Source organism: Neobacillus sp. 114 (genome assembly GCF_030127045.1).
In the GTDB taxonomy this organism is placed as follows: Bacteria; Bacillota; Bacilli; order Bacillales; family Cytobacillaceae; genus Neobacillus; species Neobacillus rhizophilus.
In genome coordinates this window covers 3,822,859-3,848,787 of sequence record NZ_CP126144.1, presented here as the reverse complement: position 1 = coordinate 3,848,787, position 25,929 = coordinate 3,822,859, and the positions used below count along the sequence as shown (strand labels likewise).

The window sequence follows — 25,929 nt, the reverse complement described above, 5'->3', positions numbered from 1 at the left end:
TCAAAAGGCAGGCCTTTTTAATTAAAAAAATAAAGGAGACGATTGTAATGAATAATTAAAAGCGTCAAATGGCTCTAGGGGGTGTTTTTTATGATCCCGGGCCATCATGTTGCTTCTTTGTTGCATATTAATAGAAGCATTTTAATTATCATTGACTAGAAAATATGTAATCTTTCATTTTCCCAAATGTATATAATGACCAGTTTTCGAGACGAGATTAGTAAACAAATAACCATGAGGAACAAATCAAAATAGAACTGTATCCCGATTATTGTTGTGTTAATGATTAGGGTGCAGTGTTAAGCCGCCTTCGCTTTTTTAATCTGCAGTTTGCAGACCGTACAATAAGATACAAATAAATTTAACAAATTTCCCCATAACCTGTTAAAATGAAAACATATACTACTAGTGAAACTCAAATGATGTTAACCCGGTGGATTGCCCAAGGAAAATGTGAAGGTGATAGGGGAGATATATATTGAAAAAGAGGTCAAGGTTGCGCAGACGTATTCGGGAATGGCTAAATAAAAGACGAGTGCGGAAAGAAGAAAACCCGCTCCCTAGTTTTTCAAACCGTAGTATAAATGACCGTCAGCAGCAATTAAATAAGCCGGAAGAATTGTCTAATGATTAACCAACTAACCTAAGGAAATGGCGGATATCAGCTCTAAATAAAATAGGTCCAAACAAAAATGACGTGTGCTAATACACGTCATTTTGAGTTCTATTAAGAAATCATGAATGAAAAATTAAAAAGGTAAAGTGTATCCTCCACCCATTGGTTTGACATTAAATTTGACCTAATAAAAACATGAACTTCTTTTCATAAAAAACATTTTTTTGATGAAATTTACCATCCTCCAAAAACAACTAAATAAACATCATGCCGCCGCACATCATGCCGCCACACATCATGCCGCCACACATCATGCCGCCACACAACATGCCGCCGCACATCATGCCGCCGCACATCATGCCGCCGCAAGGCATACCGACAAATATTCGCGGGTCCTGACTCCGAGGATCCATAGGTATTAACGGACCAACGTGGAAATTACCCATTCCCAAAGTTTGAAGTTCATTATGAAAATTGAACATTTTTACCTCCTCTGTATATTTAATAATTAGGTTTTACTGACACTTAACAAGAGATTTGAATGAAGAAATTATGTCAGCAATGTGTTATTAAGAGATACTACGTGTACTCTCTTCAACAAAATATGATTACAATTAGGTGTTTGTTACTAGTTAAAAAGCCTATTTCATGGTAAAAGTATCATAAAATGTTGTGTCTGGAAGCAACGATGGCGGCTAATTTTATTTAACTTGTTTTATTTCTTAACGAAGGAAACTTGTCAACTTTATCCTTGGAGTTCATATGAACAAGAATAAATAAGAATGTATTTAGGACAAGAAATTAGGGGAGAAAAAATATGATAAATTATAACAATCGTACATTTGTATCAATTGATAATACTGCTAACGGCGAAGTATCTTCAAAAACAACTTTTAGATATAAGCAAGAAGGGAAAATTATCTCAGCATCGTACAGTGGAGGAGAAATCGTCAAAGGATTACTAATTGGTATTGTTAATGAAGATGGTTGTTTAGAGTTTAGGTATAATCACATTAATATAAAAAATGAAATTAGAGGAGGAGAATGTTTTTCAACTCCTGAAATCCTGGCTAATGGGCGAATTAGGCTATTTGAGAAATGGAAATGGCTTGATGCTGAAAAAACTGAGGGAAATTCAATTATTGAGGAAGTTGTAATATAAATTCAATAGTTATTATTAAACAGACGGGGCGATTGTTCGATAAGGGCAGTCGCTTTTTCACTAACGAAGCAAGTTACTTGAACGAGGAACTAATTTAATTTTAGACTTCTGAAGAAGATTACTGGAATATTATGCTAAACTTAATAAAACGATATTGAAGGACTGATTTTATTAATGGAAATTAGAAAACCTGATGATTCAGAACTTAAAAATATTATTTTACTATCGCCCATAGCTGTATTTGATGGCACATTAGGTAAAGTAAAACCTACAACTGAAAAAATTAAACATCTTGTAGAACCACTGCTGGAGAAGGGAAGCTATTATTTAATAGCAACTGAGAACGATAAATTAATGGGCTGGATTCTTATAGGGACTAGTAAAGACCAATTTACTGATATGATGAATGGATTTATTTACGAACTATTTGTTATAGAAGAATTTAGAGGGAATGGGATTTCCAAACTGTTAATGAGAGCGGGTATTGACCATCTAAAACAAGATGGATATTCAGAAATCCGTCTAAGTGCATTTGCAGGGAATCAAGCAATTAAACTGTATGAAAAATTGGGATTTAGCATTCGGACAATTACTATGAGTTTGCAATTATAAGAAACTAATTTATTTCACTAACGCGTGCTTGAGTAAAACAACGGAGGTAGCTGAAGCACTTCCGTTTCTTATTGAACAAACGGTTAGTTTAATAAAAACAGGACATTCAATATACTATGTAGAACATAATATGATGACGTTGTATAAATATTTAGAAAAAACAGTATATAAAAATTAGGAGTGTCGGTTATGGGCCATGCAAAAGATGTTTTATCGGATCAGTTGTTGGCAAATGTTAATGATCCTAGTTGGTACATACCATTTTCAGATTCAGTAGAAAGATTGTCTGAGGAACATGCATTTTGGAAGCCAAACGAAGAAAGTAATAGTATTGCTGAAATTGTGCAGCATCTACTATATTGGAATCAAACATGGCAAACAAGGTACCAAAAAGCTCACGTTGATGCTGTGCTTCCCATAGGAAATAATAATAACAGCTTTATTATTCCTGAAAATCATACTTTTGCTAACTTAAAAGAACAACTATTAGAGGTGCTTTTACATTGGCAAGAGTTATTAACTGAAGAAAAAGTTGAGAGTGATGTTAATGGTTTTCCTGGAAACGTGAAATGGTGGGCAATAATCGGAAATGTGTCAACTCATAACGCATATCACATTGGTCAGATCATTTATATCCGGAAGTTGCAAAATAGCTGGAAAATAGATGCAGGAGAAGATGAATAAATAAAAGTTGCACTAGCACCTACTTGAACTTAAGGGTGCAAGAGTTGAAGATCTAGGCTGTCATTATGGCGGTTTTTCTTATTGTGCTAACGGGTGCTTGAGTTTAACAACGGAGGTAGCTGAAGCACCTCCATTTCTTATTGAACAAAAGAGCAGGTTTGTTTTAGGTGAATAAACAATTTTTTAAATAAATAAGAGTGCGGCGGACTCAACATAATCACTCTTGAGATTTAAAAAAATCCTTTTTTTATCGCTCTCCTATTGCTATATTGACTTATCTTTCTACCAATTCTAGCTTCTCACCATTCGGACCTTGGAAAAAGGCGATTTTAACTGTATCATTTAAAATGCCTCGAGGTTCTTCATCTACTAATTTGACGCCTGCTTCTTTAAGGCGTACGAGTTCAGCTTCAATGTTTTCAACAGTAAAGGCCAAGTGGTTCACGATTCCTTCGTTTTCCACCTTGCCGCCGTAGACAAGTTCAATCTCTACACTCGGCTGCTCTGGAAAAAATAAAAAGGCAAGCTCAACAGTGTCATTTAACCACTCTCTATTTCTTAATTCTAAACCGAGGATGTTTTGATAGAACGCTAAAGACTCGTCCATGTCATTGACCATAATTCCCACATGTTCCATTTTCACAATGCATTCCTCCTAACGGAAATAGTATGTATCGTACTTTTATAAAATAGTCTTTATTTGACAGTACCAATAGTGAAAAATGTAATTTTTATATGTAGGAAATTTCTTTTTCAAGTAATGGGGAGGATCGTTTAATAAGAAATGATGCTGTACTCCAGTCTTCTCTTGATTATTCAACAAATAGGGATTGGTCGTTGATGTTGGGGGGGAACTATCCCCGTCTGTGGGCAGGCGAGGACGGTTTTTGATTTTTTAAACCTCGGGATCTATGTACCTTACGATTTGCTCGCAAATTTTATGAGTAAGCAGGGAATCCTCAATGGACGGTTCGGGCTGCCTATTGTTTATGACGCAGTCGATAAAATGATTGGTGATTTGATAGAAACCGCGCTTATAGAGGGTCGGCTCCCAGTCCCCAAATTTGGTCACACTTATTTCTTTGTTTTGATAGTGGGTTGTTTCCACCAGACTGTTGATGACATACTTATCATGGCCGGTCATATATTCAATGATTTCTTCGGTTACCCCGCCGTTACGGTTCATGATTCCAATCGCGGTACAGCCTTCGCCAATAAGCTGAATGACCAACTGATTGAGTATTTCCCCGCTTCTCAGGTACTCCACTTTGACATCTTTAACATCCGTACCCATTAAAAATCTAAGCGTATCGACCACATGGACAAAATCTTCCACAACAAAGCGGCGGATATAGTCAGGGGCTGCAAAGCGGTTTTTTTGCATGATGATCAGACTGGGTTTCCCGTGTTCCTTTAGTTCTTTAACTCTTGGGATGAATCGCCTGTTAAAGCCGACCATTGCGACTTTTCCTATTTCCTTTGACAGTTTGACGATTCTTTCGGTTTCCTGGAAATTCATTGAAATCGGTTTGTCTACGTATAAATTGATTCCATTCTCCAGTAATTTTTCTGCTATTTCAAAATGGGCTTCGGTTGCGGTGCTGACAAAAGCAGCATCTATACCTTTTGCAATAAGTTCGTCCACTGTCTGAACTTTTTTTTGGATTCTGTATTTTTGAGCCAAGGTGTTCAGAGTATCAGAGTTCCGTGTGCAAAGTACGAGTTCAATTCCTTCTTTTTCGGAAAGAACCGGCAGATAGGCTTTTTTGGCAATATCGCCAAGTCCAATAATTCCAATTCGCATATTTTCCACTCCAAATTATTTTTTCTTTAGGCTCTGTTATTATTCATTGTTGATTTTCGTGTAGGTATGAGAATTCATAGGCGGAGAATTTCCGGCTAATGTATATAGGGGAAGCTTAAGAAGCAGATATAAGCGGAGATATTCCGATTAACTGCTCTAAATAATACAAAATTTAAAGATTTGGATAATATAAACGGAAAATCTTCCTTTATTTTTAAGGAAATATGGATATTTCCCAATTTAAACGGAATTTTACCGTTTATTTTTCAAACACAGTGAAATCAACATTCAGTTATAACAGAGCCTTTCTTAAAAAAAATTAAACTGTTCTCTCTCTATACGAAATTATTATCGACTTCCTATATACATTTTAGCTCTTCTTACGTTATATAAACGGAAGGAGGAAGATTCTTGAAGAGTCGGTTTTCTAATGACCAGATTCTAAAAATTATGAACGGACTATAGTTCTATTTAAAAAAGCAAGGTGGGGTGTTATAAATAAAAAAAGTCCCCAACCGATTAGGGACTTTTGTATTGAATCAATTATTTTAAGAAGTTTAAAAAGTTTCAGCCTTTAATACAATGTAAATCGCTTCTAATGATGGGATTATTGTTATTGGGTAAATATCACAGAGTCTTCAAGTTTAGCTCATTTTCTGCAAACAGGGCAATCAGGTCTTCCTTGAATACGCCATTTCATCAAATTGATGAAAATAATTAGAGAGCCATTGCTCCAACTGCTGCAATCCTTTTTTTGAAATAGCGGGTTTAAATGATTTCAACGTTACAACAGTGCTTTCAATTAAATATTTACGAGGGGCTTTTGTTTGTAATATTTCATCTTGAATAAAGTCCAATAATTCTATATATTTCTCTTGATCAATTTCACTTGGTATTTCTTGATGAATTGATTTTCGAATGGAAGAAACTATTTGGATAAGCTGGTCTTTAACCTCCTGATCTTTTTTTTGACAATCCGGCAGCCATTTATCTAAAATTTCAGGATCATTTAATTGGGCTCCCGATTCCGCAACTTCCTGAACGATTTTGACTATTCGCTCAACACTATACCTAACTATTTGGTTTACCCTCGTATTTGAACCATGAGCATTATGTTCAAAATGAAAATTTTGTTGGAGGATACCGATAAACATAATGGCGCAATCCATTAAGTATGGCTGCTTCTCTACACCAAAGAGGTCAATAAACCTTTTGTATACCCATCGGAGCATCATGAATTTCCCCCGCTCGAGAAATTCCTTTAATTCTTTATCATTGGAGAAAAAAACTTCTTGGAAAAGAGTAAAAACTCTATTCTGCTGATTCGATTTCATTTGGAATTCCATTTGTTTTATAAAAATTTCAATATCAGCAGGATCTTGATCAATCATTAGTTTAGTTCGTTCTCTATCCATTTTTTTGAAAATCGAAGTAAACACCGCAATTAATAACTCATTTTTTGAAGAAAAGTAATTATAAAAAGTACCCTTGGAAATTCCGCTATAGTCTAAAATATCTTGAATTGATGTGTTCTGAAATCCTTTTTCAATAAATAATTGAAATGCTTTTTCGATTACATGTTGTTTTCGATCATACATATAAAATCACCTTAATTCAAATTATACTCGCTGTATAAATATATAGTACATTACTTAGAACTATAAAACAAACCCTGTAACAACAAGAAATATTTCTGTTGCAAAGATTGAACCGTTAGTATATTATTATGAATGCGTGAAACGTAAGTACAAAAAATGAACTAGCAGTTTAGGGGGGTAAAAAATGGAACACTCAACAATTGAAACCAACCGTCCGCCGTGGGGGATTCTTTCCATCCTGATGATCGGGGCATTTATTTCAATGTTAAACGAGACATTATTAAATGTTGCATTGCCGTCCATAATAAATGACCTAGATGTTTCGCCATCAACCGTTCAATGGCTATCAACTGGATATATGTTAGTGAATGGTGTCATGATTCCAGCGACAGCCTTTTTGATCCAAAAATATACGGTACGTCGTTTATTTTTAACGGCTATGGTCTTATTCTTGATCGGTACAGTTCTCGCAGGTTTTGCCACGGATTTTTCCGTTTTATTAGGAGCTAGAATGGTTCAAGCTTCTGGGGCAGCGATAATGATGCCGTTATTAATGAATGTCATGTTAACCAGCTTCCCGGCTGAAAAACGTGGCGCTGCGATGGGACTATTTGGTTTAGTCTTCATCTTCGCACCAGCGCTTGGTCCAACATTATCAGGCTGGTTAATTGAACACTATGACTGGAGAATGCTTTTCCATTTGGTTTCACCTATTGCAGCAATCGTCCTCTTAATCGCTATTTTCTTGCTAAAAGATAATAAGAAGAGTGTGGAGATTCGTCTTGATTTCCTATCCTTTTTCTTATCGACGATAGGATTTGGCGGACTGTTATATGGATTTAGTTCTGCAGGGAATAAAGGTTGGGACAGTCCTGAAGTATATCTAACCATTGCTGTTGGCGCCATTGCCATCATCATTTTCATTTGGCGTCAATTGAAATTGGAAGTACCAATGCTTAACTTCCGAATTTATAAATATCCAATGTTTTCACTCTCATCTGCGATATCAATCGTGATCACGATGGCAATGTTCTCTGCTATGCTGCTATTACCTATTTATGTTCAATCGATTAGAGGGATTTCGCCAATAAAATCTGGATTGCTAATGCTCCCTGGCTCTATCTTAATGGGGATTATGTCACCAATTACTGGAAAGTTATTTGATAAATATGGCGGCCGTATCTTAGCTGTGACTGGCTTAACAATCACGATTATAACAAGTTATTTCTTAAGTACGTTGACACTTCATACTTCATACACAGAATTAATGTTGATTTATTCTGCAAGGATGTTTGGGATGTCAATGGTTATGATGCCAGTTATGACCAATGGCTTAAATCAATTGCCCGCACGCTATTACCCGCATGGAACAGCAATGAACAGTACATTGCAGCAAGTATCAGGTGCAATTGGTTCGGCCTTGTTAGTAACGATTATGTCAAATCGAACTAAAACACATGCTACAGATATAGCGGCATCCACGATGAAACATTTGACAAGTAAACCAACACCAGCGGAATTAGCAGAAATACAACATCAAATTGGCATGAAAGCGATGCTTGAAGGGATTAATGATTCCTTCTTAGTGTCTGTAGGAATCGCTTGTATAGCGCTTATTTTGGCATTCTTTATTAAACGAACGAAGCAAGCTGAGGATGTTCAAGAGAATGGCACGGATAAAAAGATTGTCAATAAATTAGCTGAAAATAATTAAATGAAAAGGGGTGATTTATTTGTCACCTCTATTTTTATGTAGGATTATTTATCAGGATTGTCTTTTTGTTTCGGCTAGAAGTTTCCTTTAGCTGTATAGAGGAAAAAGCGAAGGCAATCCAACCAAGCTGCCTTCGCTTTTTTTCTATTCAGTTTGCAGACCGTCGAAGAAATTTGTTGTCTATTATTCTTAAGTATCTTGGTCACTTTTATATTCTAAAATGTCTCCAGGCTGGCAATCTAATGCTTTGCAAATGGCCTCTAAAGTGGAAAAACGAATCGCCTTGGCCTTTCCATTTTTCAAGATAGAAAGGTTAGCCAACGTAATTCCGACCCTCTCCGAAAGCTCAGTTACGCTCATTTTTCTTTTAGCCAGCATCACATCAATATTAATTATGATCGACATGGTTTTCACCTCACACTATTAAATCGATTTCAGATTTTATATCAATGACTACTTTTACAAGTTTTTGGAGGACTCCAACAAAGGTTGCGATTATGCTTGAAGCCAAAGTGAGCATAAATCCCAAGCTTATGATACCTGTTATGTCTTCACCTGTACCTGCACTCAATATAACGACAGATATGATTTCAGCTGCAATAAAAGCGATGATGGTAATAGCACAGCGTTTGATCACCTTCAATGCCCTTAAAGATAATTCCGTGAAAGCATTGTTTTTATCAATGTAAACTAAAAGTTTAAATGCTTGATACAACGCGATGAAAAAGGGCGTAGAGAATAAATAAGCAGCTAGTAAAAAGGGATATTGCAAGTAAGCAGTCTCTGGATGCGCTTCTGCATCTCTACTGGCTATCTCAGGCAGCAAAAATATACACAAACCAAGTGCCACCATTCCGATCAGAATAATAACTCCCTTTAGGAAAAAAGTTGCCCATCGGTTCATTAAAAACACCTCACAAATGATTTGTAATACAAACCTAGACCGTTAAGTCATTTTCAGATTTGATATCAATCGCTTCTTTTAACAGTTTTTGAAGAACAGCTGCAAAGACAGCGATCACCATGGAAGCAAAAGGTACAACCATTCCGACAAAGATGACACCAGGGGCGTCGTCTTTCTCCGCAAAGAGATAGAAGAGCGGCAAGACTAGCACATGTAAACAACTGATGGTTATGGCACAGTATTTGATATTCTTTAATGCCTTTACAGAAATTTGCGAGAAAGCAATATTTTTGTCAATATAGCGTAATAGTTTGAAAGCCTGATACAAAGCAAAGTAAAAAGGGATCGCAGATGCGTAAAAAACGATGGAGACGAGATATTTTATAGAAGCAAACCCTGGAAGCAATTTTGTAGCAAGTTTCCCTAACTCAGGAACCAAAAATATGCACAAAGCAAGAACTGGGATTCCAATAAGAATAACAGCTATCTTTAAGAAGAGTGTTGATACCTGTTTCATAAACAGCACCTCACATATTTATTGTTAATGTGAATGTAACATGAAATTTATTGATTATCAATAAATTTTTATTTTTTATTATTATATTTTTGCTGTTATAAATACATAGTTTTTAAAGCTTGCTCCAATATTTTCTTAGTATCATCATGATATTTATAGAATTAGCATTTTTTGGAATATAATAGTATTGTTTGAAACTATTTAGATTTTGGAGAAATAACGATGGCGAATATTTTATATTACTTGACCTTTGGGATCGTTGCGTTTTTTTTTACCATTTTTATATTCATGCTTTTTGGCTGGCGTTGGATCATGAAGCGGATGGTGAAGCAAATGGGAAAGATTATTTTAACAGACAGTTATCAAGAAAATGTGATGGAATTGATGCCCGGTCTCCGGCATATGGGCATTCAAAATATGCTCGAAAATAGCCTGCGGGCAGAAACAGGCGATGTTCTCCACCGTCCGCTTGGCTCATCAAAGAAATGGCCGCATTTAGATTCGATTACCTTTATACCTGCCCAAACATCACCCTTTCCGATTGATAGTGAAGAAAATGTTGATGTAGAAGTAACCATTGGACCCCAAGCAAAAAAACCGATGAAAATAAAAATCCCGTTAATGATCAGCGGCATGGCCTATGGGATTGCACTCAGTGAGGAAGTGAGAGTTTCATTGGCACAAGCGGCGAATAATGTTGGAACCGCCATTAATTCTGGTGAGGGGGCCGTTTTGCCTGAGGAACTCAATGTCAGCGGAAAATATATTTTACAGTTTTCCAAAACAGATTGGTCAAAGGAGGAAGAATTAATTAAGCAGGCCGATATGATCGAAATTAAGTTGGGACAAGGCGCATTATTCGGCACAGGCGGGAAAATCTCTCCTAATAATTTAACGGGTCGTGCCCGTGAACTGATGGGGTTAAAGGAAAACGAGGATGCCGTGATTTATGATAATTTTGTTGTAGATCAAACGCTGGATGATTTGAAAGAACTTGTTGATGAGCTTCGGAGTATAACAGGTGGTGTTCCCATTGGCGTAAAAATGGGGGCTGGCGGGAAAATTGAAGAAGATATTGATCATTTAATCTATATGGGTGTTGATTATATTGCAGTTGATGGAGCACAAGCTGCCACACTCGGTGCCCCCCCTATTTTATCTGACGACGTTGGAATCCCAACTCTGCATGCGATTGTCAGGGCTGCTAATCATCTAGAAAAGAGAAACATGAAAGGTAAGATTAGTTTAATTGCTTCTGGAGGACTTCTAGTACCCGGGCATTTTTTAAAAGTGCTCGCCCTTGGAGCAGATGCAGTATATGTAGGCTCCTCTATGTTATTTACTGTTTCACATCCGCAATCATTGAATGCCCTTCCGTTTGAACCGCCAACACAAGTTGTTTGGAATCAAGGGAAATACAAGGATACATTTAAGATTGAAGAAGGGGTAAAATCCGCAGAGAAATTCTTAACATCGTGTACAGAAGAAATCAAGATGGCATTAAGAGCAATGGGTAAGCGTTCTTTAAAAGAGTTATCAAATAAGGATCTGGTATCCTATGATGAATTGACTGCCCAAATGGTGGGAATTCCGTTTTCCTTTGATCCATGGGAAGAAAAACAATTGGAGAACTGACTATGGCGAACATTTTATTTTATTTGACTTTTGCACTAATGTCCCTATTATTTGTCATAATTCTATTCATGCTTATTGGTTGGCGCTGGATTATGAAACGAATCGTGAAAATGGCTGGTAAAATTATATTATCTGACAGTTATCAAGAAAATATTATGGAACTGCTACCAGGCCTTCGGCATATGGGGATTCAAAATGTGCTGGAAAATAGCTTACGGGCAGAAACGGGAACTGTCCTTTTTCGCCCGCTCGGCGGCTCTGCAAAAAAATGGCCGCATTTGGAACCCATTACTTTTATCCCGGCACAAACATCACCATTTCCCATTGATGGTGTGGATGAGGTAGATGTTACCGTTACCATTGGACCAATGGCAAAAAAGCCAATGAAAATTGAAATTCCATTGATGATCAGTGGAATGGGCTTTGGGATTTCACTTAGTGAACAAGCTAGACTTTCTTTGGCTAAAGCAGCAAATAAGACAGGAACTGCGATTAACTCTGGTCAAGGGGGAATTCTACCCGAAGAATTAAACGCTGCCGGAAAGTATATTTTACAAATTGCTAAAACAGATTGGGCAAAGGAAGATCACTTATTGAAGCGTGCTGATATGATTGAAATTAAATTAGGACAGGGCGCTTTAGCGGGTATGGGCGAAAAAGTTCCGCCACAAAGGTTAGCAGGCCGTGCTCTTGAAGTAATGGGACTTAAGGAAAATGAAGAAGCAGTCATTTATGAAAACTTTTTCGAAGATCAAACATTGCTAGATTTAAAACAACTTGTGGATGAACTTCGGGTACGATCAGGTGGAGTCCCCATAGGTGTCAAACTTGGCGCAGGTGGGAAAATTGAAGAAGATCTTGATCATTTACTCTATATGGGGGTTGATTTTATTACCATTGACGGCGGACAAGCAGGCATGCACGGGGCACCGCCTATATTGTTTGATGATTTTGGAATCCCGACATTACATGCTGTAGTGCGAGCTGTGAACCATCTAGAAAAAAGAAAGATGAAGGGGAAAATTAGTTTAATCGTATCAGGAGGCATGTTAGTCCCCGGACATTTCTTAAAAGTGCTTGCACTAGGAGCCGACGCTGTATATGTAGGCACCGCCATGCTGTTTGCTCTTGCACACGATCAAGTATTAAATGCCCTTCCATTCGAACCACCTACACAAGCAATTTGGTATGACGGCAAGTTCAAGGATCAATTTAAAACCGATGTAGGGGAAAAAACAGCGGAGAAATTCCTAACAGCTTGTACTGAAGAAATGAAAATGGCATTAAGATCAATGGGTAAACGCTCTTTGAAAGAGTTGTCAAAAAAGGATTTAGTTTCCTATGATGAATTGACGGCTAGAAAGGTCGGAATTCCGTTTTCCTTTAGACCATGGGAAGACAAGCAATTTGAGAATTAGTCTCGATAGAAAAAGGTTAATCCCCCAGCCATAGGATGGGGGATATTTTCGGTGGTTTCAGGCACCAAATAACAGCCGGAGTCTTTCTTTGACAGGAATACCTAACTCGCCCTCAATAAATTTTTCCATTTTTGAACCTATTTGTTTTGCATAGCTCATCATGCCATATTAACTAACAGATGAATGTACTCCCAATAAATTGATTCCGTAAATTGGTCAAGTTGTGGTTGAGGTCCTGCTATAAACGATCGAGCAGGCGGAATAGCCATGAACCCGGTCGAATAAAGGAGTTAAACTGAATAAGATTACTTAGATATGAACTTGAGTTAACGGCAACGGCAGTTTTTTCTTGTTAAGCTAACCAGCACTTGACTCAAGAAGAAGTGAGGGAGAAGACTAACCAATTCAATAACCATCATTCCCGAATCATGATCTTCCGATTTTTAAATGAACCTGAATGCTCCAGCGTAATGTGCACTTCAATTGACTTTATACTATTTTGACGGAGCAAAGTATTCTGATCTTTTAGCTTTTTCCAATCGGAAGGATATTTTCTGTAAAGCTGGTGTTCTAAGTTGAAAAAATCAATCTTATGTTTTAAGCCTAATTGATATAATTGCCTAACCTCCGTTATGATCCCCTTTTTCACGAATTCCTCCATAGCGGCCACATTGATTGTATTGTTCTTCATGCGATTACTCACAACACCATTGGCAAGGTAGCGAATCGTAAAGCGAAAATGGCCGTTTTGTTTTTCAGGTACGATTTTTACCGTTTGGTCTTCAAGTACCGCAAGAAATTCGGGACTTTTTCCGTTTGGCAAAAGTATGGAAGTTCGTACGGTCTGCGGATTCAGCCAGCGCATTCCTTTTAATTTCTCATAAGGAAAATGTCCTTTGTACTTTTGATTGTCTAAAAAAAACGCTCCATCGATTTCTAATTTCGCGTCGTTCTTTTTATTTTTCTTCCATTGTTTGTCATTGATGGCGAGCGAAGGGATGTAAGTGGTGCGGCCAGGTTCAAAAAAATCCCGCGCAAATTGATATAACTTTACCGGCTTAATGGTAGAGCTTTGTTCATAAGAACTTTCCGGACTATGCAGAATCGTATTTAATGAGTTTTGACTAAAAAAACCAGCTGCAGAGAGGATATCAATCATGGAGTCCTTTGTTCCGAAAATCCATGGAGTTGGCCGGAATTCATAATAACGTGTCAAGCCATCAAAGACACCACCCATTCCTTTTTTTAACGCTGCTTCACTCAATACGATGGCAGTGACATGTGCCCATAAAAACCGTTCTTGCGCTGTCTGATAAGCTTTAAAAAACGCATCAATAAACGTTGCCCCACTTGTCTTGGAAACATAAACTTCAGGAGGCAAATTGCCGCCACCTTCCCTTTTCGCAACAGAGGTCAAGCCCAGCATTTGAATATAGACATAATATTTCCCATCGCGAAAATCAACACCAATGGCGGTTGCGAAGTTTTGATTTTCAATTTCCCCGATGTCATGGGAGCAAGCTGGGACGAGAGATAGAATAAGAATGATAGAAAAAGCCATAAGTAAACTTCGTTTCATATTACTTTCTCCGCTTCTGCAAAAATGAAATGCCAAATTTTTTACGGTCAAATGGGTTTACAAACAATGCTGCCAAATATTCTTTGAATGATAACGAGGCAATGGGTTCGAGATAAGCTATTTTAAATGACTCCAATTTGGAAAGATAAATAAGAATGCTTAAGAATCCGACAATAAGCCCATATATACCTAAAAAAATAGATAGCAGTAAGTTATAAAGCCGAAGAATGCTTACGATTCCAACTAATGATTGGTTCACTAGTGTGTAGCTTGCGACCGCTGTTAACGCAATAATCACAATCATTGTGGGGGAGGCAAGCCCAGCTCGAATCGCAGCATCCCCTATAATGATACCTCCTACAATGGAAACCGTTTGACCAAGAACGGTCGGCATTCGAATTCCCGCTTCTCTCAACAGCTCAAACAAACCTAGAATAAAAATCGCTTCAAGTCCGATTGGCAGTGGCAATCCTTCACGCGAAACAACGACAGTGGCCAAGAGGGCAAAAGGCAATTGATCCATATTGATAGAAGAGAGTGACACCCAAAACCCCGGCAGGAAAATAGCGACTAAGAAACCGATAATTCGAATAGACCGCCCAAACACAACAAGATAGTAAGGAAAATGAACATCCTCAGGCGATTTAATCAGCTCAAAAAAATTAATAGGCCCAATTAATACGGTAGGGGATCCATTTACTATTAAAATAAACCTTCCCCGCAGCATGCTTTCAATGACAAAATCGGGACGCGTGACATAATCCAATAAAGGAAACAAAGAAAACGACCGATCGGAAAGCCATTGTTCCAATTGACCACTGCTGACAACACTTTCACTTTGAAAGTCAGCAAGCCGTTTTCTGACTTCTTCAATGATGTCTTTATTGGCTTTATCATGTAAATAAAGCAATGAAACCTCGGTTTTACTTAACGATCCTACAGTAAAGGACTCGCAATAAAGCTGTTCTGACTTCATTCTCTTGCGTATCAAGGAGATGTTAACATTCATCTCTTCGGTAAAACTATCCTTCGGTCCTTTAATCGAAACCTCTGTCGTCGATTCCTGCGGTTTTCGTTGTGGAACCTTGCTTATATCAAACACATGAAAAAGAGGAGCCCCTTCCCGATACACAATCAGCGAACCTGAAAACACATGATTGACCATGTCATTCATGCTTTTTACGTGCCGGACAGGAGGGAGCACATCAAAATCCCTTCGTGGTTCTTCGCTTCCGATGCTTAGAATAATGCGGTTAAAATATTCGTTTAACTGTGTGGAGTCAAGCATTCCTTTGCAATAAAACGCTTGAAGTTTATCGTCTTTTTCAACGGGGATAAAGGTAATATCCGCATAATGGCAAAAAAAACTATTCACCTCCTCGCAGGACAATGCTCCTTTTTCCAAAGCATGATCGTATTGTTTCATGTTCATATGTTTTGGGTTCCTTTCTTCATGGGCAGATAACTAATGATCAATAATATCAGCGAAATGAACACTGAAAATATAAGAGCCCCCGGATAAAAGAATTTGCCGATCATCGTTTGCACCCACATGTCACTTATTGGAATGACCGTCAATATTCCTAGAAGAAGCGAAATAAGGACAAACACGTACTTTTTTTTAGGAGCAGGCGTTTCAGCTTTCACCATATTTGCAAGCAAATAAAGACCTAAAGAAATGCGGATGATTTCACCGCTTAATAATTGAAACACTGCTAAAAAGTCAACATGGGAAATATATTCTCCCAAGGTGATGAGACGCCATTGTTCAAATGCTGGGAACCGCATGTCAGCCGCAACCGCTGGACCAAATGAAGATAATGACCCCATTGTAGGGCCAAGAATCAGACCAGCCAAAATCGTAATGAGAAAGAAAAGGTTCCCCAACGTAAACGATTGCTTTAAATGGTGCTGGAGAAGCAAAAGCACAAGCAAATCCGCACTTCCCCCAAGAACAATGATGGACCCTTTTACGATCGGTTGGTAGCCATGGATAAGGACCGGGAAAAGGTAGGAATATTCTTTTGCTGGGATAGTAAAACAAGCGACAAAAATGCCAAGTAACCAAACAATCGGCAATAAAACGGCTGAAACATAGACTATCGATTTTAGACCACTATAGGCGGACCAGACACTAATCAACAGGAACGGGAGCATGACAACAAAGGATGGAGTTTGCGGCAGAAAATAAATATGAACGGATTGAATTAAATCATAAAATGAAATGGCACTAATTGCGAAAACATACACCACAAGGCTACTAATGAAAATATAAGAGATTTCACTTCTTGTTCGTGCTTTGACCCAGTCATAAAGACTTAATCTCTGTTGATTATTTTTCATGATCAAATATAGAACCATACCCCAAATGAGTAAAAAGACGTAGGCAACTAATACACATATCCATGCATCACGCTTCCCTGTTGTTAGCAAATGAGGAATGATGAGCACATGATTCGAAATACCAATGAAAAGGATGAGAACAAAAATTAATTGAGTCCTAGAAAATTGCACGTAAACACCACCTAAAGTTTCCTGCTGTTGTTAGGTTTGGTTTGTATTTCCAAATTATGCATGGAACAGATGGGCTTTATGTGTTAACCCGTATAAGGAATGAAATGATATGGATCATAAAATGCTCATCAATTTACTAACTGGCAAATATGAATCTTAATCTAGGAATACGCTGGATGACAACCTTCATTTATCCTTTTCCTGAGGAAGTATTGTTTAGAGGATTTATTTTACAAAAAATGGCTAAATCACTTAAGTTTTTAAAGGCAAATCAATACTGTTCCTTGCTGTTCGTCTTGATCCATTTTCCTGCCTAGTTTATCAACTTTTGTGGAAATAATTGGAGGTATCTTGTTATCTGGTATAAAATATCCTTAAACAGGTATCATCCCTCGATATAAAGGCAGGTGTTCCACATGAGGAAATGGGTTAAATCTATTTCTATTGTATTAATCCTATTTGGAGTCCTATTGATTTATCTGAAGGATGTTTATTACCCTTCGCTTCCGATTGATTCAGTTTCAAAATCCGAAGTAATAAACAAGGTTCACAAATCGGATGGAAATATAGTTAAAATCGCAGAGGAAGATAGTTACCAATGGTATATTTCAGAAATGAAACAAGGGAAAGCGTATGAGAATTTAAAAAGTTTTATGGAAGAGAAAGGCTGGTTTTTTAAAGAACAACTAGGTTCGGGTTTTGTTTTTCAAAATGAACAAGGAGAAATCATAGTTTCAAGTGAAATGTGGACTAGAAAATTTGTAATCTTTCATTTTCCAAAAGGTATATAATAACCAGTTTCCAAGACAAAAAGAACCGCACCCAATATTAGGGTGCAGTTTAATTTTTACAATGAAAAGTTTTCTATAATCTTTGGAATTATTTCATTAAATATCTCATGAAACATATTAAACAGCATGACGGCCGCGGGTATGACAAGAATGGCAAAGCTTATATAAGCAAGTTTCAACATGCCATTTGAATGGTTCACCCAATTGGTTATCCGATTGATGGACCAAACATGAATAAAAGCCCCTATAAAAAACAATACCGAAAACAACGAGATTCCTAATGGGGCTTGCGGCCCAAATAATTCGTTGTTTGGGTTTGACAAAAACATTGGGACCCCAAAAATAATCAAGCTTAACAATCCATAGTAAAATCCCTTTCGGACCAAGCTCGTTCTTGAGGATTGAAAAATAATCGTATAAAGGATACTGTTGGCCAAGGTAACGGCAATCCCTAAAACAACGAGCAGCAAGGTTCCGGATAAATGAAATCCACTCGCCATATGCGGGAAGAAAAACGCAATGATTCCCATCACCAATCTCAATAAAACCCCGTAAAGAATCCCTGTAAACAGCGCTCCCATAAAGGAAATACCAAAATTTCTTATGATTCTTTTCCACCGCTTCGAGCCCATTTCCTGCACTGCTTTAGCTCTTTGCTCCCCCTTTATATAAATCACCCCATAATCAATTTTTAATCAGGTCTCTGCCATATTATATTTATGCCGAGATGCGTGTCACTACCTGCTGAAATAAAAAAATTTTCAGTGTTGCTAGGATTATGGGAAGTAGGACTAATGAAAAAAGACCGACGCAATTTGGCTTCTAAAAAACAATTGGTCGCGTAGAAAGGGTATATGAGCCCAAACCGTTGATGTTATCAAGCATTTTGGTCGCATAGAAAGGTTTTATGCGCCCGAACCGGTGATAGTTTCAAAAGTTGGGTCACATAGAAAGGTTATATGAGCCCAAATTGCTGATGGCTTTAAAAGTATGGTCGTATAGAAAGGTTATATGAGCCCGAACCAGTGATGGTTTCAAAAGTATGGTCGCATAGAAAGGCTATAAGCGCCCGAACTGCTGATGGTTTTAAAAGTATGGTCGCATAGAAAGGCTATAAGCGCCCGAACTGCTGATGGTTTCAAAAGTATGGTCGCATAGAAAGGCTATATGAGCCCGAACCAGTGATGATTTCAAAAGTATGGTCCTATAGAAAGGTTATATGAGCCAGAATTGCTGATGGTTTCAAAAGTATGGTCGCGTAGAAAGGCTATATGAGCCCGAACCAGTGATGGTTTCAAAAGTATGGTCGCATAGAACGTTTATAAGCGCCCGAACTGCTGATGGTTTCAAAAGTTGGGTCGCATTGAAAGGTTATATGCAACCGAACTTCTGATTTCAAGGATAAAGGCGTATAGATAGGCTAGAAACATCTAAACGTTAGATTATTTGGAACTTATGCGAAGCAATGTAGGATAAGGGGAATTTTGGATTTAAATTAGGTTTACCATTTATGGTAAGCCTGTTTTTTTCTTTTGCGTTAAAAAGGGAACAGGTTGGAAATTTAATAGAAAGGGATGAAATTGGATAGGTTTGAAAAACTTATTATTTCATAAATTCACTATAAAGAGATTGTCCCTCTTTATCTGTTAATCTAATTCATTTTTAAAATACTAATTAAAAGGGGAAAGAAAAAGTATGAAAAAAATCACAAGCCTTTTTCTAGCTGCTATGTTGCTATTATTAGTTTCATGTTCAGCTGAAAAAACAGATAAACAACCTAAGGAAAAAGAAAAACCAAATAGTGAGGCAGTGAATGTTGATAAAGGACTATTAAGTGTCACAATCACTTTGCCAGCCAGCATGTTTGAAGATCAGAACGTTGACGAAGTAGTGGCAAATGCCCAAAAAGAGGGTATTACAGCAACGAAAAATGAAGACGGTTCAGTCACCTATAAAATGTCTAAATCAAAACATAAAGAAATGATGCAGGAAATGAAAACGACTGTCATCCAAACGATCAACGATACCAAAAGTGGCAAAGATTTTCAATCTATTAAAGACATAACTTACAAGGATGATTTCTCTGAATTTACTCTTATAGTAGACAAAGCAGCTTACGAAAACAGCTTTGATGGATTTGCCGCACTGGGTCTTGGGATGTCTGGGATGATGTATGAATTATTTAATGGAGTTAAGCCGGAAGAATATAAAGTTACCATCAACATTAAAGACCAGGCGACTCAAAACGTATTTGACCAAATCGTTTATCCAGATGCATTAGATAAAAAATAGAAAAGGGGAAACAGTCATGAAAAAGATGGGTTTATTTCTAGTATCCTTAGTAATCATTCTTGCACTAGCTGCCTGCGGGCAAGACACGAAAGATGTGGCAGTCAAGGATACAGCCGCCGCAAAACAAGAGCAGCCAAAGAAGAATGAAGAAAAGAAACAAGAGCAAACGGTATCAAAACTAGGTTCCCGCACCAACCCGGTCCCATTTCAAAAAACGGCTACTGTAGATGATGAATTGTTTAATAATGCGGGAGAGTCTTTTCCCATCAAATTTGATTTAATGATGGAGGAAGTCACTCGTGGTGACGCAGCTTTCCAAACATTAAAAGCAATGAACGAATTCAATGAGCCAGCACCAGAAGGTTATGAATGGGTAGTAGTTAAAGCGAAAGTAAAATTCACAGAATCAAAAACACAAGATTTATCCTTTAACATTGATGGAATCATGAATTTTAAGATGGTCAGCGAGAGTGGCGACATCTATTCTGGCGATGCATATGGTACAACAGATCCAGATTTTTCATTTGAAATGTACGTAGGAAATGAGAAAGAAGGGTATATTGCTGGACTAGTCAAAACTGGAGAAAAGGCGCAGCTCCGTTATGAAGAGCTTATGGATGGACAGGTTTTCTTCAACCTACAATAATAATAATAATGGAAGTGAAGGCGATTAAATCGATCTGCCTTCGCTTTTTTCACTTTACAGTTTGCAGTAAAAATCCTTGTGGGATCCAGATTTCTATACTTTCGTTTAACTCTCGAACCCTAACATTCCAAAAAAGTTTGCTATTTGAGCCAATTTCAGATGGTATCCACTAATTTGGGATGATCATTATATAATTAAATATGGAGTAAATAAAATCTAATTAGCTTAAGCGTTTCAATATCAAACCTTTTCTTTTGCATAAGTTTTTACTCCAAATACATAAAGCATAACGGGGAAAAATCATTGACACAAAATGAAGACTAATGATATTATGAAATTTTTGATAAATAAGAAAGAGTGTGGTATCCTTAAAAAGGTAACAAATATTGAATGATTTCGTTTCTTAAGTTTTTTTCCATCGCTATCCAGTTCCTTTAACTCATATTTTTAAAGGACCTCTTTATATCCTCATAATCGATTGTTTCTTATTTTCTCCGTACAAATCGATATTTTCCGAATGAGTTAATTAAAGTAATTTTTGAGTTTTATAATCCTCATTCACACTGGCACGGTCCAGGAGCCGTAAGGATGAAAGAGAGGCAGGGCTTTCATTGTTTTAGGTAAGAATCCTAATTTTATGTTTGGAGAGGTTTTAAATACCACTAGAAAAGCGAGTTTTTTACAAATTGGAGGGATAACTTTTGAACAAAACTCAATTAATAAATGCAGTATCAGCGAAGTCCGAGCTATCTAGGAAAGATGCAGAATCAGCTGTAGAGGCAGTATTCGATATCATCACACAATCATTAGTTTGCGGAGATTCTCTTGCACTTTTAGGGTTTGGTAAATTTGAAGTTTGTCAACGTGAAGCTCGTACTCGTATCGACCCTAAAACGGGGGAAGAATCGATCATTCAAGCCGGCAAAGTTCCTGTTTTCCGGGCAAGTAAGTCATTAATACAGAAAATATAGGTTTAAGGGTTATCACATTTTAAGATATGTGCCATGTTGTTACGAAAATCAGCATTTGCTCCTTAAACTTCCCTTCTTGGATGGCTTCATATTAAACAAATTATACTGAATAAACTTTCATCTATCTAGATAATAATATAATCATACCAAGATTTCTTAAAAATCTTGGTGGGGTTATTATCATTCAACAATTGTGTGCATTTTTACACAATAGGAGGCAGCAAAATTGGAAAAAGGTAAAGTAAAATGGTTTAACAGTGAAAAAGGTTTTGGATTCATCGAACGTGAAGGTGGAGAAGACGTATTCGTTCATTTTTCAGCTATCCAAGGTGAAGGCTATAAATCATTAGAAGAAGGTCAAGAAGTTACTTTTAACGTAGAGCAAGGTCAACGTGGACCACAAGCTTCAAACGTTCACAAAGCCTAATTATAAGAAGAACGAATAAAGAGGCTTGCCCTAAAAGTTACACTTTTGGGACAGCCTCTTTTTTAATAAAAACAAAAAAACCCCACTCACGAATGAGTGGGGGACATGTAACGGTAAATCAAATGGTACACTCAGTGTAGCATACTATCACGAAATTACCTAATTTGAAATAGGATGAATGAAAAGTTGGCTCTTTTTATTTACTTTTCTCGAACCTATCAACTGTCATTTGAAAAAGGGAACCTTACAAAATCAGGTACCTCAATTTACCGTACACCCGAGGGTGCATTCCTTAACTTTCCTAATTAGCTTGTAAAAATCAACACAGACGTGCATTCAATCAAGGAGTTTAGTCCAATCTAAAAAATAGTAAACACATAGAAGGGGTTTTGATATGACAACATTTCATGAAATGGGTATTAGTGAGCCCATTCAAAGAGCGATTACAGATATGGGATTCGAAGAAGCATCTCCTATTCAAGAGAAAGCCATTCCCATAGCTTTGACGGGTAAGGACATTATTGGTCAAGCGCAAACAGGTACCGGAAAGACGGCTGCCTTCGCTATACCGATTTTGGAGAAAGTGGATACGAGTAAAAAATATGTTCAGGCGATTGCAATTGCACCTACAAGAGAATTAGCTATTCAGGTTTCAGAAGAGATCAATCGACTGGCGAAATACATGGGCATAACCTCTCTCCCGATATATGGAGGGCAGTCGATAGATCGCCAAATTAAGGCATTAAAAAAGGGACCTCACATTATTACGGGAACACCCGGAAGACTTTTGGACCACATTAAACGTAAAACGCTAAAGTTAGACCGCATCTCTGTGGTGGTTTTGGATGAAGCTGATGAAATGTTAGATATGGGCTTTCTGGAGGATATAGAACGAATCCTAAAAGAGACCCCTGAAGAAAAGCAAACCTTGCTGTTCTCCGCAACCATGCCAAAACCGATTCAAAATCTTGCGGAAAGGTTTATGAACGATCCAGAGTTAGTAAAGATGAAAGCGAAGGAAGTTACCTCTCCAACTGTAAAGCAAATTTATTATGAGGTTAATGAACGGGATAAATTTGAAGTGCTTTGCCGTCTGCTAGACGTGGATAACCCAGAATTAGCGGTAATTTTTGGAAGAACAAAAAGACGCGTCGATGAATTAAGTGATGCATTGAATAAAAGAGGATATCTTGCTGATGGATTGCACGGAGATTTAAATCAACGACAGCGAGATGTTGTGATGAATAAATTTCGCGAGGGTAACATTGATATTTTAGTTGCAACCGATGTGGCTGCGAGGGGAATTGATGTTTCAGGGGTTACCCACGTCTACAATTTTGACATTCCTCAAGACCCGGAAAGTTATGTTCACCGAATCGGCAGAACGGGGCGGGCAGGTAAGACTGGGTTAGCTATTACATTTGCTACACCGAGGGAAACCGGACAAATCCGCAGTATTGAAAAAGCATCGAAAGGAAAGATCCAGCGCAAATCTATACCGACGGTAGCAGAGGCAAGGGAGTCTATACAGCAAGCGGCAGTAGAAAAGATGATGCAATTGGTTGAAGAGGAGCAGTACACACAGTTTAAACGTGCAGCAAGCGAATTGCTAGATCAATACGACTCCATAGCGTTAGTTTCAATTGCCTTGAAACTGTTGTCCAAGGAACAGAGGGATGTTCCCGTTCAGCTAACTTCCGAAGCACCCCGATATGCCAATAAGCCTAAAATAAAAGGCCAAGAGAAATCAAGGAGACACTCTAATGGGAAAATGGAATTTGGAGCAAAAGGGGGAAATAGCAAACGTAAGAAAACTTCCATGTCCTCTCGAAAAAAGAAAGCATAATAAAATGAATACAGGGGATTTAGGGGTCAGTCCCCCGGTGAATTAAAGCATTAACGCACCGGGGGACTGACACTAAAATTAATTTTTTTCGACAGAAGCAACATGTGTATTCTTGGAAAAAATGATTTCCTTAAACATATCGACATTTTTATTCGCACATAGGGTAGGTTTTGTCACCCAGTAAAATTTTTGCACCATTTTATGTCCGGAAATTCTCATGACTTTTAGGGTACCTTTTTGCACTTCACTTTTTACAGCCGAATAGAATAAAATTCCTACTCCTAACCCATTTTCTACTGTACGTTTCATTGCCTCAGTATCTCCGATTTCCATCGAATTCGAGGGGGTAAATTCTATCCCAAGCTGTCTCAAGGTATTCTCCGCAAGCTTATGAGAACCGATCTCCATAATAATGAAATTTGCCTCAAGCAACTCTTTGATCCCTAATTCATCGTCTTGCGCCCAAGGATGATCCGGTGAGAGGATTAACACGATCTCGTCTTCCGCGAATGATTCTTCTATCAGCGAATTCATCTTTATTTCCTCCACGACAAGTCCCACATCAATTTCATCATGTAAAAGTCTTTGAATAACTTCTTTCGTTCTCCCAACCTTAACTTGAATAACATTTTCTATCATCTGTTTCTTACACTGGGAGATAATCCTTGGAAGAAAATATGTACCAATCGTTAAACTTGTCCCCACTTTTATTGGGTTATTACTGGTCTGTTGTTCTTGGGTTGCAAGGAATGATTCGTCATATAATGAGAGAATTTTCTCCACATAGGTTACTAATGTTTCGCCTGCAGGAGTTAATGAAATATTTTTCGAGCGAATAAATAATGGAACATTGTACAACTTTTCTAGGTTTTTAATATGTTGGCTGACAGCAGGCTGGGATATATGTAACTTTTCTGCTACTTTAGAAAAATTCTTATCCTTCGAGAGAGTTAAAAAAATACGATACATTTGCTCAATGTCCATTGGATTCCCTCTTTCTTATACCTATAAGCATTGACTTATAGGACATATAAAAAATCAGTATTTCCGTAATAACTTAATTTTAATTATAATCCAATTAATTGAATATTCAATTATTTTTAAAGTTAAGGGGGAGAAAAGTGAAAATCATCTTAAACCTAGTAATAGTAGGGGCCATTCTTCTTATTTTTGGCTCCGATCACTCGGTATTAGCTGCTTGCACCATAATGGGAGCAACTGGTACAGCGACTCTTGGAAGGCGTGTGTTTCTGGCATCTACCAGTGATAATCCTTACCTTGAAGGCCCGAGGAAACCTGTCGTTGTCACCATCCCAAAAGATGGGGGATATAAATTTGTGCATACCCCTTGCCTGATTAAAGACCCTTCCGGGGAACTGGTTGATATCGGTTCGGATAGGGGGATGAATGAAACTGGTTTTTCCTGGACGAGAGCGTGGGTGGTTCCTAAAGAAGGAGAAAATCCTGAAAAATTACATGCTGTGGATTGGTTTTTAAAAATGGGAGCAACGGTTTCGACGGTCGATGAGGCCATCACATTTGTGAAAGAGAATCCAAAGGGATTCGGCACTCAGGGAAATTACCTTTTTGCGGATAGGAATGGGAACATGGCTGTTGTAGAAGTTGGCTATAAGACGGTTACTGTGGCCGAGACCTTCACGAGTAAAGACTTGGGAATAGCAGCAAGAGCCAATAGGTGGGAAACGGATCCGATGGTACCACTCGATGATAGCAAAAGAGGAAATACCATTCATTTTGATACCTCTGAATTCCGTTATCATCGAGCGATGAGTCTCCTAAAAGAAAACGCATCGCAAATTGATGTAGAAACGATGAAAAAACTAATTAGTGATCGCACTCCTGACCCAAGAGCACCGCATGAAAAGTCGATTTCCAATCATGGGCTTCAAAGCGGGACAGTCAGTACTGAGATATATGATCCACAAAATCTTACTTTCTGGTATACATACGGCTGGCCAGATGGAGAAGTGGATAATGTTGATTCAGCTATCTTTGGTGAAAATAAAAACACCTGGGGCAGATGGATACCGTTTGTACTAACCGAACTAGAGGAGGAAGGGTATTACACTGATTGGGCTGGGAACATCACTCCAATCGGGGCTAGATATTTAGGAAGAAAAATTGGCAATAATGAGAGCGCTTTATTTTTTAAAAAATGATTTGGATGCCGGTAATAAA

General features: G+C 37.8%; 27 protein-coding genes. 15 read left to right on the top strand and 12 right to left on the bottom strand.

Annotation, left to right across the window (positions count from 1 at the left end):
- The first annotated feature begins 478 nt into the window (after window positions 1–478).
- On the top strand, window positions 479–634 hold the full coding sequence (locus QNN06_RS18625) for a hypothetical protein (RefSeq protein ID WP_213119337.1): 156 nt from the start codon (window positions 479–481) through the stop codon (window positions 632–634).
- A 236-nt stretch (window positions 635–870) separates the two neighbouring features.
- Here QNN06_RS18625 and QNN06_RS18620 read toward each other — a convergent pair whose 3' ends face one another.
- Entirely contained in the window at window positions 871–1,098 is a 228-nt protein-coding gene (locus tag QNN06_RS18620; protein WP_284035718.1) for a heterocycloanthracin/sonorensin family bacteriocin, read from the bottom strand.
- A 335-nt stretch (window positions 1,099–1,433) separates the two neighbouring features.
- On the opposite strand from QNN06_RS18620, the gene QNN06_RS18615 reads away from it, so the two are divergent.
- The 3 genes from QNN06_RS18615 (at window position 1,434) to QNN06_RS18605 (ending at window position 3,074) form a co-directional block, all read left to right on the top strand.
- The gene (locus tag QNN06_RS18615; protein ID WP_284035717.1) at window positions 1,434–1,778 is read left to right on the top strand and encodes an avidin-fold protein; all 345 of its coding nucleotides are present in this window, start codon (window positions 1,434–1,436) and stop codon (window positions 1,776–1,778) included.
- Window positions 1,779–1,952: 174 nt separating this feature from the next.
- Entirely contained in the window at window positions 1,953–2,390 is a 438-nt protein-coding gene (locus QNN06_RS18610; protein WP_217036652.1) for a GNAT family N-acetyltransferase, read from the top strand.
- A 189-nt stretch (window positions 2,391–2,579) separates the two neighbouring features.
- Window positions 2,580–3,074, top strand: a complete 495-nt coding sequence (locus QNN06_RS18605; protein WP_284035716.1) for a DinB family protein — start codon at window positions 2,580–2,582, stop codon at window positions 3,072–3,074.
- A gap of 274 nt (window positions 3,075–3,348) precedes the next feature.
- Here the strand turns inward: QNN06_RS18605 and QNN06_RS18600 are convergent, their stop codons facing one another.
- The 3 genes from QNN06_RS18600 to QNN06_RS18590 all read right to left on the bottom strand — a co-directional run bounded on the left by QNN06_RS18600 (window position 3,349) and on the right by QNN06_RS18590 (window position 6,476).
- Window positions 3,349–3,711 carry a VOC family protein gene (locus QNN06_RS18600; RefSeq protein ID WP_284037952.1) on the bottom strand — a complete coding sequence of 121 codons (363 nt, stop codon included), beginning with the start codon at window positions 3,709–3,711 and terminating at the stop codon, window positions 3,349–3,351.
- Between the two features lie 258 nt (window positions 3,712–3,969).
- Window positions 3,970–4,878, bottom strand: coding sequence for a Gfo/Idh/MocA family protein (locus QNN06_RS18595; protein ID WP_217036650.1), 909 nt, complete (start codon window positions 4,876–4,878; stop codon window positions 3,970–3,972).
- A gap of 671 nt (window positions 4,879–5,549) precedes the next feature.
- Entirely contained in the window at window positions 5,550–6,476 is a 927-nt protein-coding gene (locus QNN06_RS18590; protein ID WP_284035715.1) for a TetR/AcrR family transcriptional regulator, read from the bottom strand.
- Window positions 6,477–6,660: 184 nt separating this feature from the next.
- Here QNN06_RS18590 and QNN06_RS18585 point away from each other — a divergent pair, with 184 nt between their 5' ends.
- A complete protein-coding gene (locus QNN06_RS18585; protein WP_217036648.1) occupies window positions 6,661–8,190 on the top strand; it encodes a DHA2 family efflux MFS transporter permease subunit in 1,530 nt (509 codons plus the stop codon).
- A gap of 189 nt (window positions 8,191–8,379) precedes the next feature.
- On the opposite strand, the gene QNN06_RS18580 is transcribed toward QNN06_RS18585, so the two are convergent.
- The 3 genes from QNN06_RS18580 to QNN06_RS18570 are packed head-to-tail and all read right to left on the bottom strand — an operon-like array spanning window position 8,380 to window position 9,611.
- Window positions 8,380–8,595 (bottom strand): helix-turn-helix domain-containing protein, encoded by a 216-nt coding sequence (locus QNN06_RS18580; protein ID WP_217036647.1) that lies wholly within the window; start codon window positions 8,593–8,595, stop codon window positions 8,380–8,382.
- Between the two features lie 10 nt (window positions 8,596–8,605).
- The gene (locus QNN06_RS18575) at window positions 8,606–9,094 is read right to left on the bottom strand and encodes a DUF2975 domain-containing protein (protein ID WP_284035714.1); all 489 of its coding nucleotides are present in this window, start codon (window positions 9,092–9,094) and stop codon (window positions 8,606–8,608) included.
- 34 nt (window positions 9,095–9,128) lie between these two features.
- On the bottom strand, window positions 9,129–9,611 hold the full coding sequence (locus QNN06_RS18570; protein WP_284035713.1) for a DUF2975 domain-containing protein: 483 nt from the start codon (window positions 9,609–9,611) through the stop codon (window positions 9,129–9,131).
- A 222-nt stretch (window positions 9,612–9,833) separates the two neighbouring features.
- Here QNN06_RS18570 and QNN06_RS18565 point away from each other — a divergent pair, with 222 nt between their 5' ends.
- Both QNN06_RS18565 and QNN06_RS18560 read left to right on the top strand, forming a co-directional pair.
- Window positions 9,834–11,246: an FMN-binding glutamate synthase family protein gene (locus QNN06_RS18565; RefSeq protein ID WP_213119344.1), complete on the top strand. Its 1,413-nt coding sequence runs from the start codon at window positions 9,834–9,836 to the stop codon at window positions 11,244–11,246.
- Window positions 11,247–11,248: 2 nt separating this feature from the next.
- Window positions 11,249–12,664 (top strand): FMN-binding glutamate synthase family protein, encoded by a 1,416-nt coding sequence (locus tag QNN06_RS18560; protein WP_213119345.1) that lies wholly within the window; start codon window positions 11,249–11,251, stop codon window positions 12,662–12,664.
- Window positions 12,665–13,079: 415 nt separating this feature from the next.
- On the opposite strand, the gene QNN06_RS18555 is transcribed toward QNN06_RS18560, so the two are convergent.
- Genes QNN06_RS18555 through QNN06_RS18545 form a run of 3 tightly spaced genes read right to left on the bottom strand, consistent with a single transcriptional unit; the run spans window position 13,080 to window position 16,757 of the window.
- Entirely contained in the window at window positions 13,080–14,243 is a 1,164-nt protein-coding gene (locus QNN06_RS18555) for a Ger(x)C family spore germination protein (RefSeq protein ID WP_284035712.1), read from the bottom strand.
- Window position 14,244: 1 nt separating this feature from the next.
- Window positions 14,245–15,675, bottom strand: coding sequence for a spore germination protein (locus tag QNN06_RS18550; RefSeq protein WP_284035711.1), 1,431 nt, complete (start codon window positions 15,673–15,675; stop codon window positions 14,245–14,247).
- Window positions 15,672–16,757 carry an endospore germination permease gene (locus QNN06_RS18545; RefSeq protein ID WP_284035710.1) on the bottom strand — a complete coding sequence of 362 codons (1,086 nt, stop codon included), beginning with the start codon at window positions 16,755–16,757 and terminating at the stop codon, window positions 15,672–15,674. Before QNN06_RS18545 ends, QNN06_RS18550 begins: the two co-directional genes overlap by 4 nt.
- Window positions 16,758–16,906: 149 nt before the next feature.
- On the opposite strand from QNN06_RS18545, the gene QNN06_RS18540 reads away from it, so the two are divergent.
- Together QNN06_RS18540 and QNN06_RS18535 are read left to right on the top strand one after the other, a co-directional pair.
- Window positions 16,907–17,074: a CPBP family intramembrane glutamic endopeptidase gene (locus QNN06_RS18540; protein ID WP_349654917.1), complete on the top strand. Its 168-nt coding sequence runs from the start codon at window positions 16,907–16,909 to the stop codon at window positions 17,072–17,074.
- Window positions 17,075–17,227: 153 nt separating this feature from the next.
- Entirely contained in the window at window positions 17,228–17,548 is a 321-nt protein-coding gene (locus tag QNN06_RS18535) for a hypothetical protein (RefSeq protein ID WP_284035708.1), read from the top strand.
- Between the two features lie 56 nt (window positions 17,549–17,604).
- On the opposite strand, the gene QNN06_RS18530 is transcribed toward QNN06_RS18535, so the two are convergent.
- Window positions 17,605–18,180 (bottom strand): hypothetical protein, encoded by a 576-nt coding sequence (locus tag QNN06_RS18530; RefSeq protein ID WP_284035707.1) that lies wholly within the window; start codon window positions 18,178–18,180, stop codon window positions 17,605–17,607.
- A 1,063-nt stretch (window positions 18,181–19,243) separates the two neighbouring features.
- Here QNN06_RS18530 and QNN06_RS18525 point away from each other — a divergent pair.
- The 5 genes from QNN06_RS18525 (at window position 19,244) to cshA (ending at window position 23,730) form a co-directional block, all read left to right on the top strand.
- On the top strand, window positions 19,244–19,840 hold the full coding sequence (locus QNN06_RS18525; protein ID WP_284035706.1) for a hypothetical protein: 597 nt from the start codon (window positions 19,244–19,246) through the stop codon (window positions 19,838–19,840).
- A 16-nt stretch (window positions 19,841–19,856) separates the two neighbouring features.
- On the top strand, window positions 19,857–20,486 hold the full coding sequence (locus tag QNN06_RS18520; protein WP_284035705.1) for a hypothetical protein: 630 nt from the start codon (window positions 19,857–19,859) through the stop codon (window positions 20,484–20,486).
- Window positions 20,487–21,187: 701 nt separating this feature from the next.
- Window positions 21,188–21,457: an HU family DNA-binding protein gene (locus tag QNN06_RS18515; protein ID WP_213119353.1), complete on the top strand. Its 270-nt coding sequence runs from the start codon at window positions 21,188–21,190 to the stop codon at window positions 21,455–21,457.
- A 226-nt stretch (window positions 21,458–21,683) separates the two neighbouring features.
- Window positions 21,684–21,884: a cold-shock protein gene (locus tag QNN06_RS18510; RefSeq protein ID WP_213119354.1), complete on the top strand. Its 201-nt coding sequence runs from the start codon at window positions 21,684–21,686 to the stop codon at window positions 21,882–21,884.
- 394 nt (window positions 21,885–22,278) lie between these two features.
- Complete coding sequence (cshA, locus tag QNN06_RS18505; RefSeq protein ID WP_217036641.1) at window positions 22,279–23,730, top strand: degradosome RNA helicase CshA; 1,452 nt, start codon at window positions 22,279–22,281, stop codon at window positions 23,728–23,730.
- A 78-nt stretch (window positions 23,731–23,808) separates the two neighbouring features.
- Here the strand turns inward: cshA and QNN06_RS18500 are convergent, their stop codons facing one another.
- Window positions 23,809–24,714, bottom strand: a complete 906-nt coding sequence (locus QNN06_RS18500) for a LysR substrate-binding domain-containing protein (protein ID WP_213119356.1) — start codon at window positions 24,712–24,714, stop codon at window positions 23,809–23,811.
- Window positions 24,715–24,851: 137 nt separating this feature from the next.
- On the opposite strand from QNN06_RS18500, the gene QNN06_RS18495 reads away from it, so the two are divergent.
- Entirely contained in the window at window positions 24,852–25,910 is a 1,059-nt protein-coding gene (locus QNN06_RS18495; protein ID WP_284035704.1) for a carcinine hydrolase/isopenicillin-N N-acyltransferase family protein, read from the top strand.
- Window positions 25,911–25,929 lie beyond the last annotated feature (19 nt).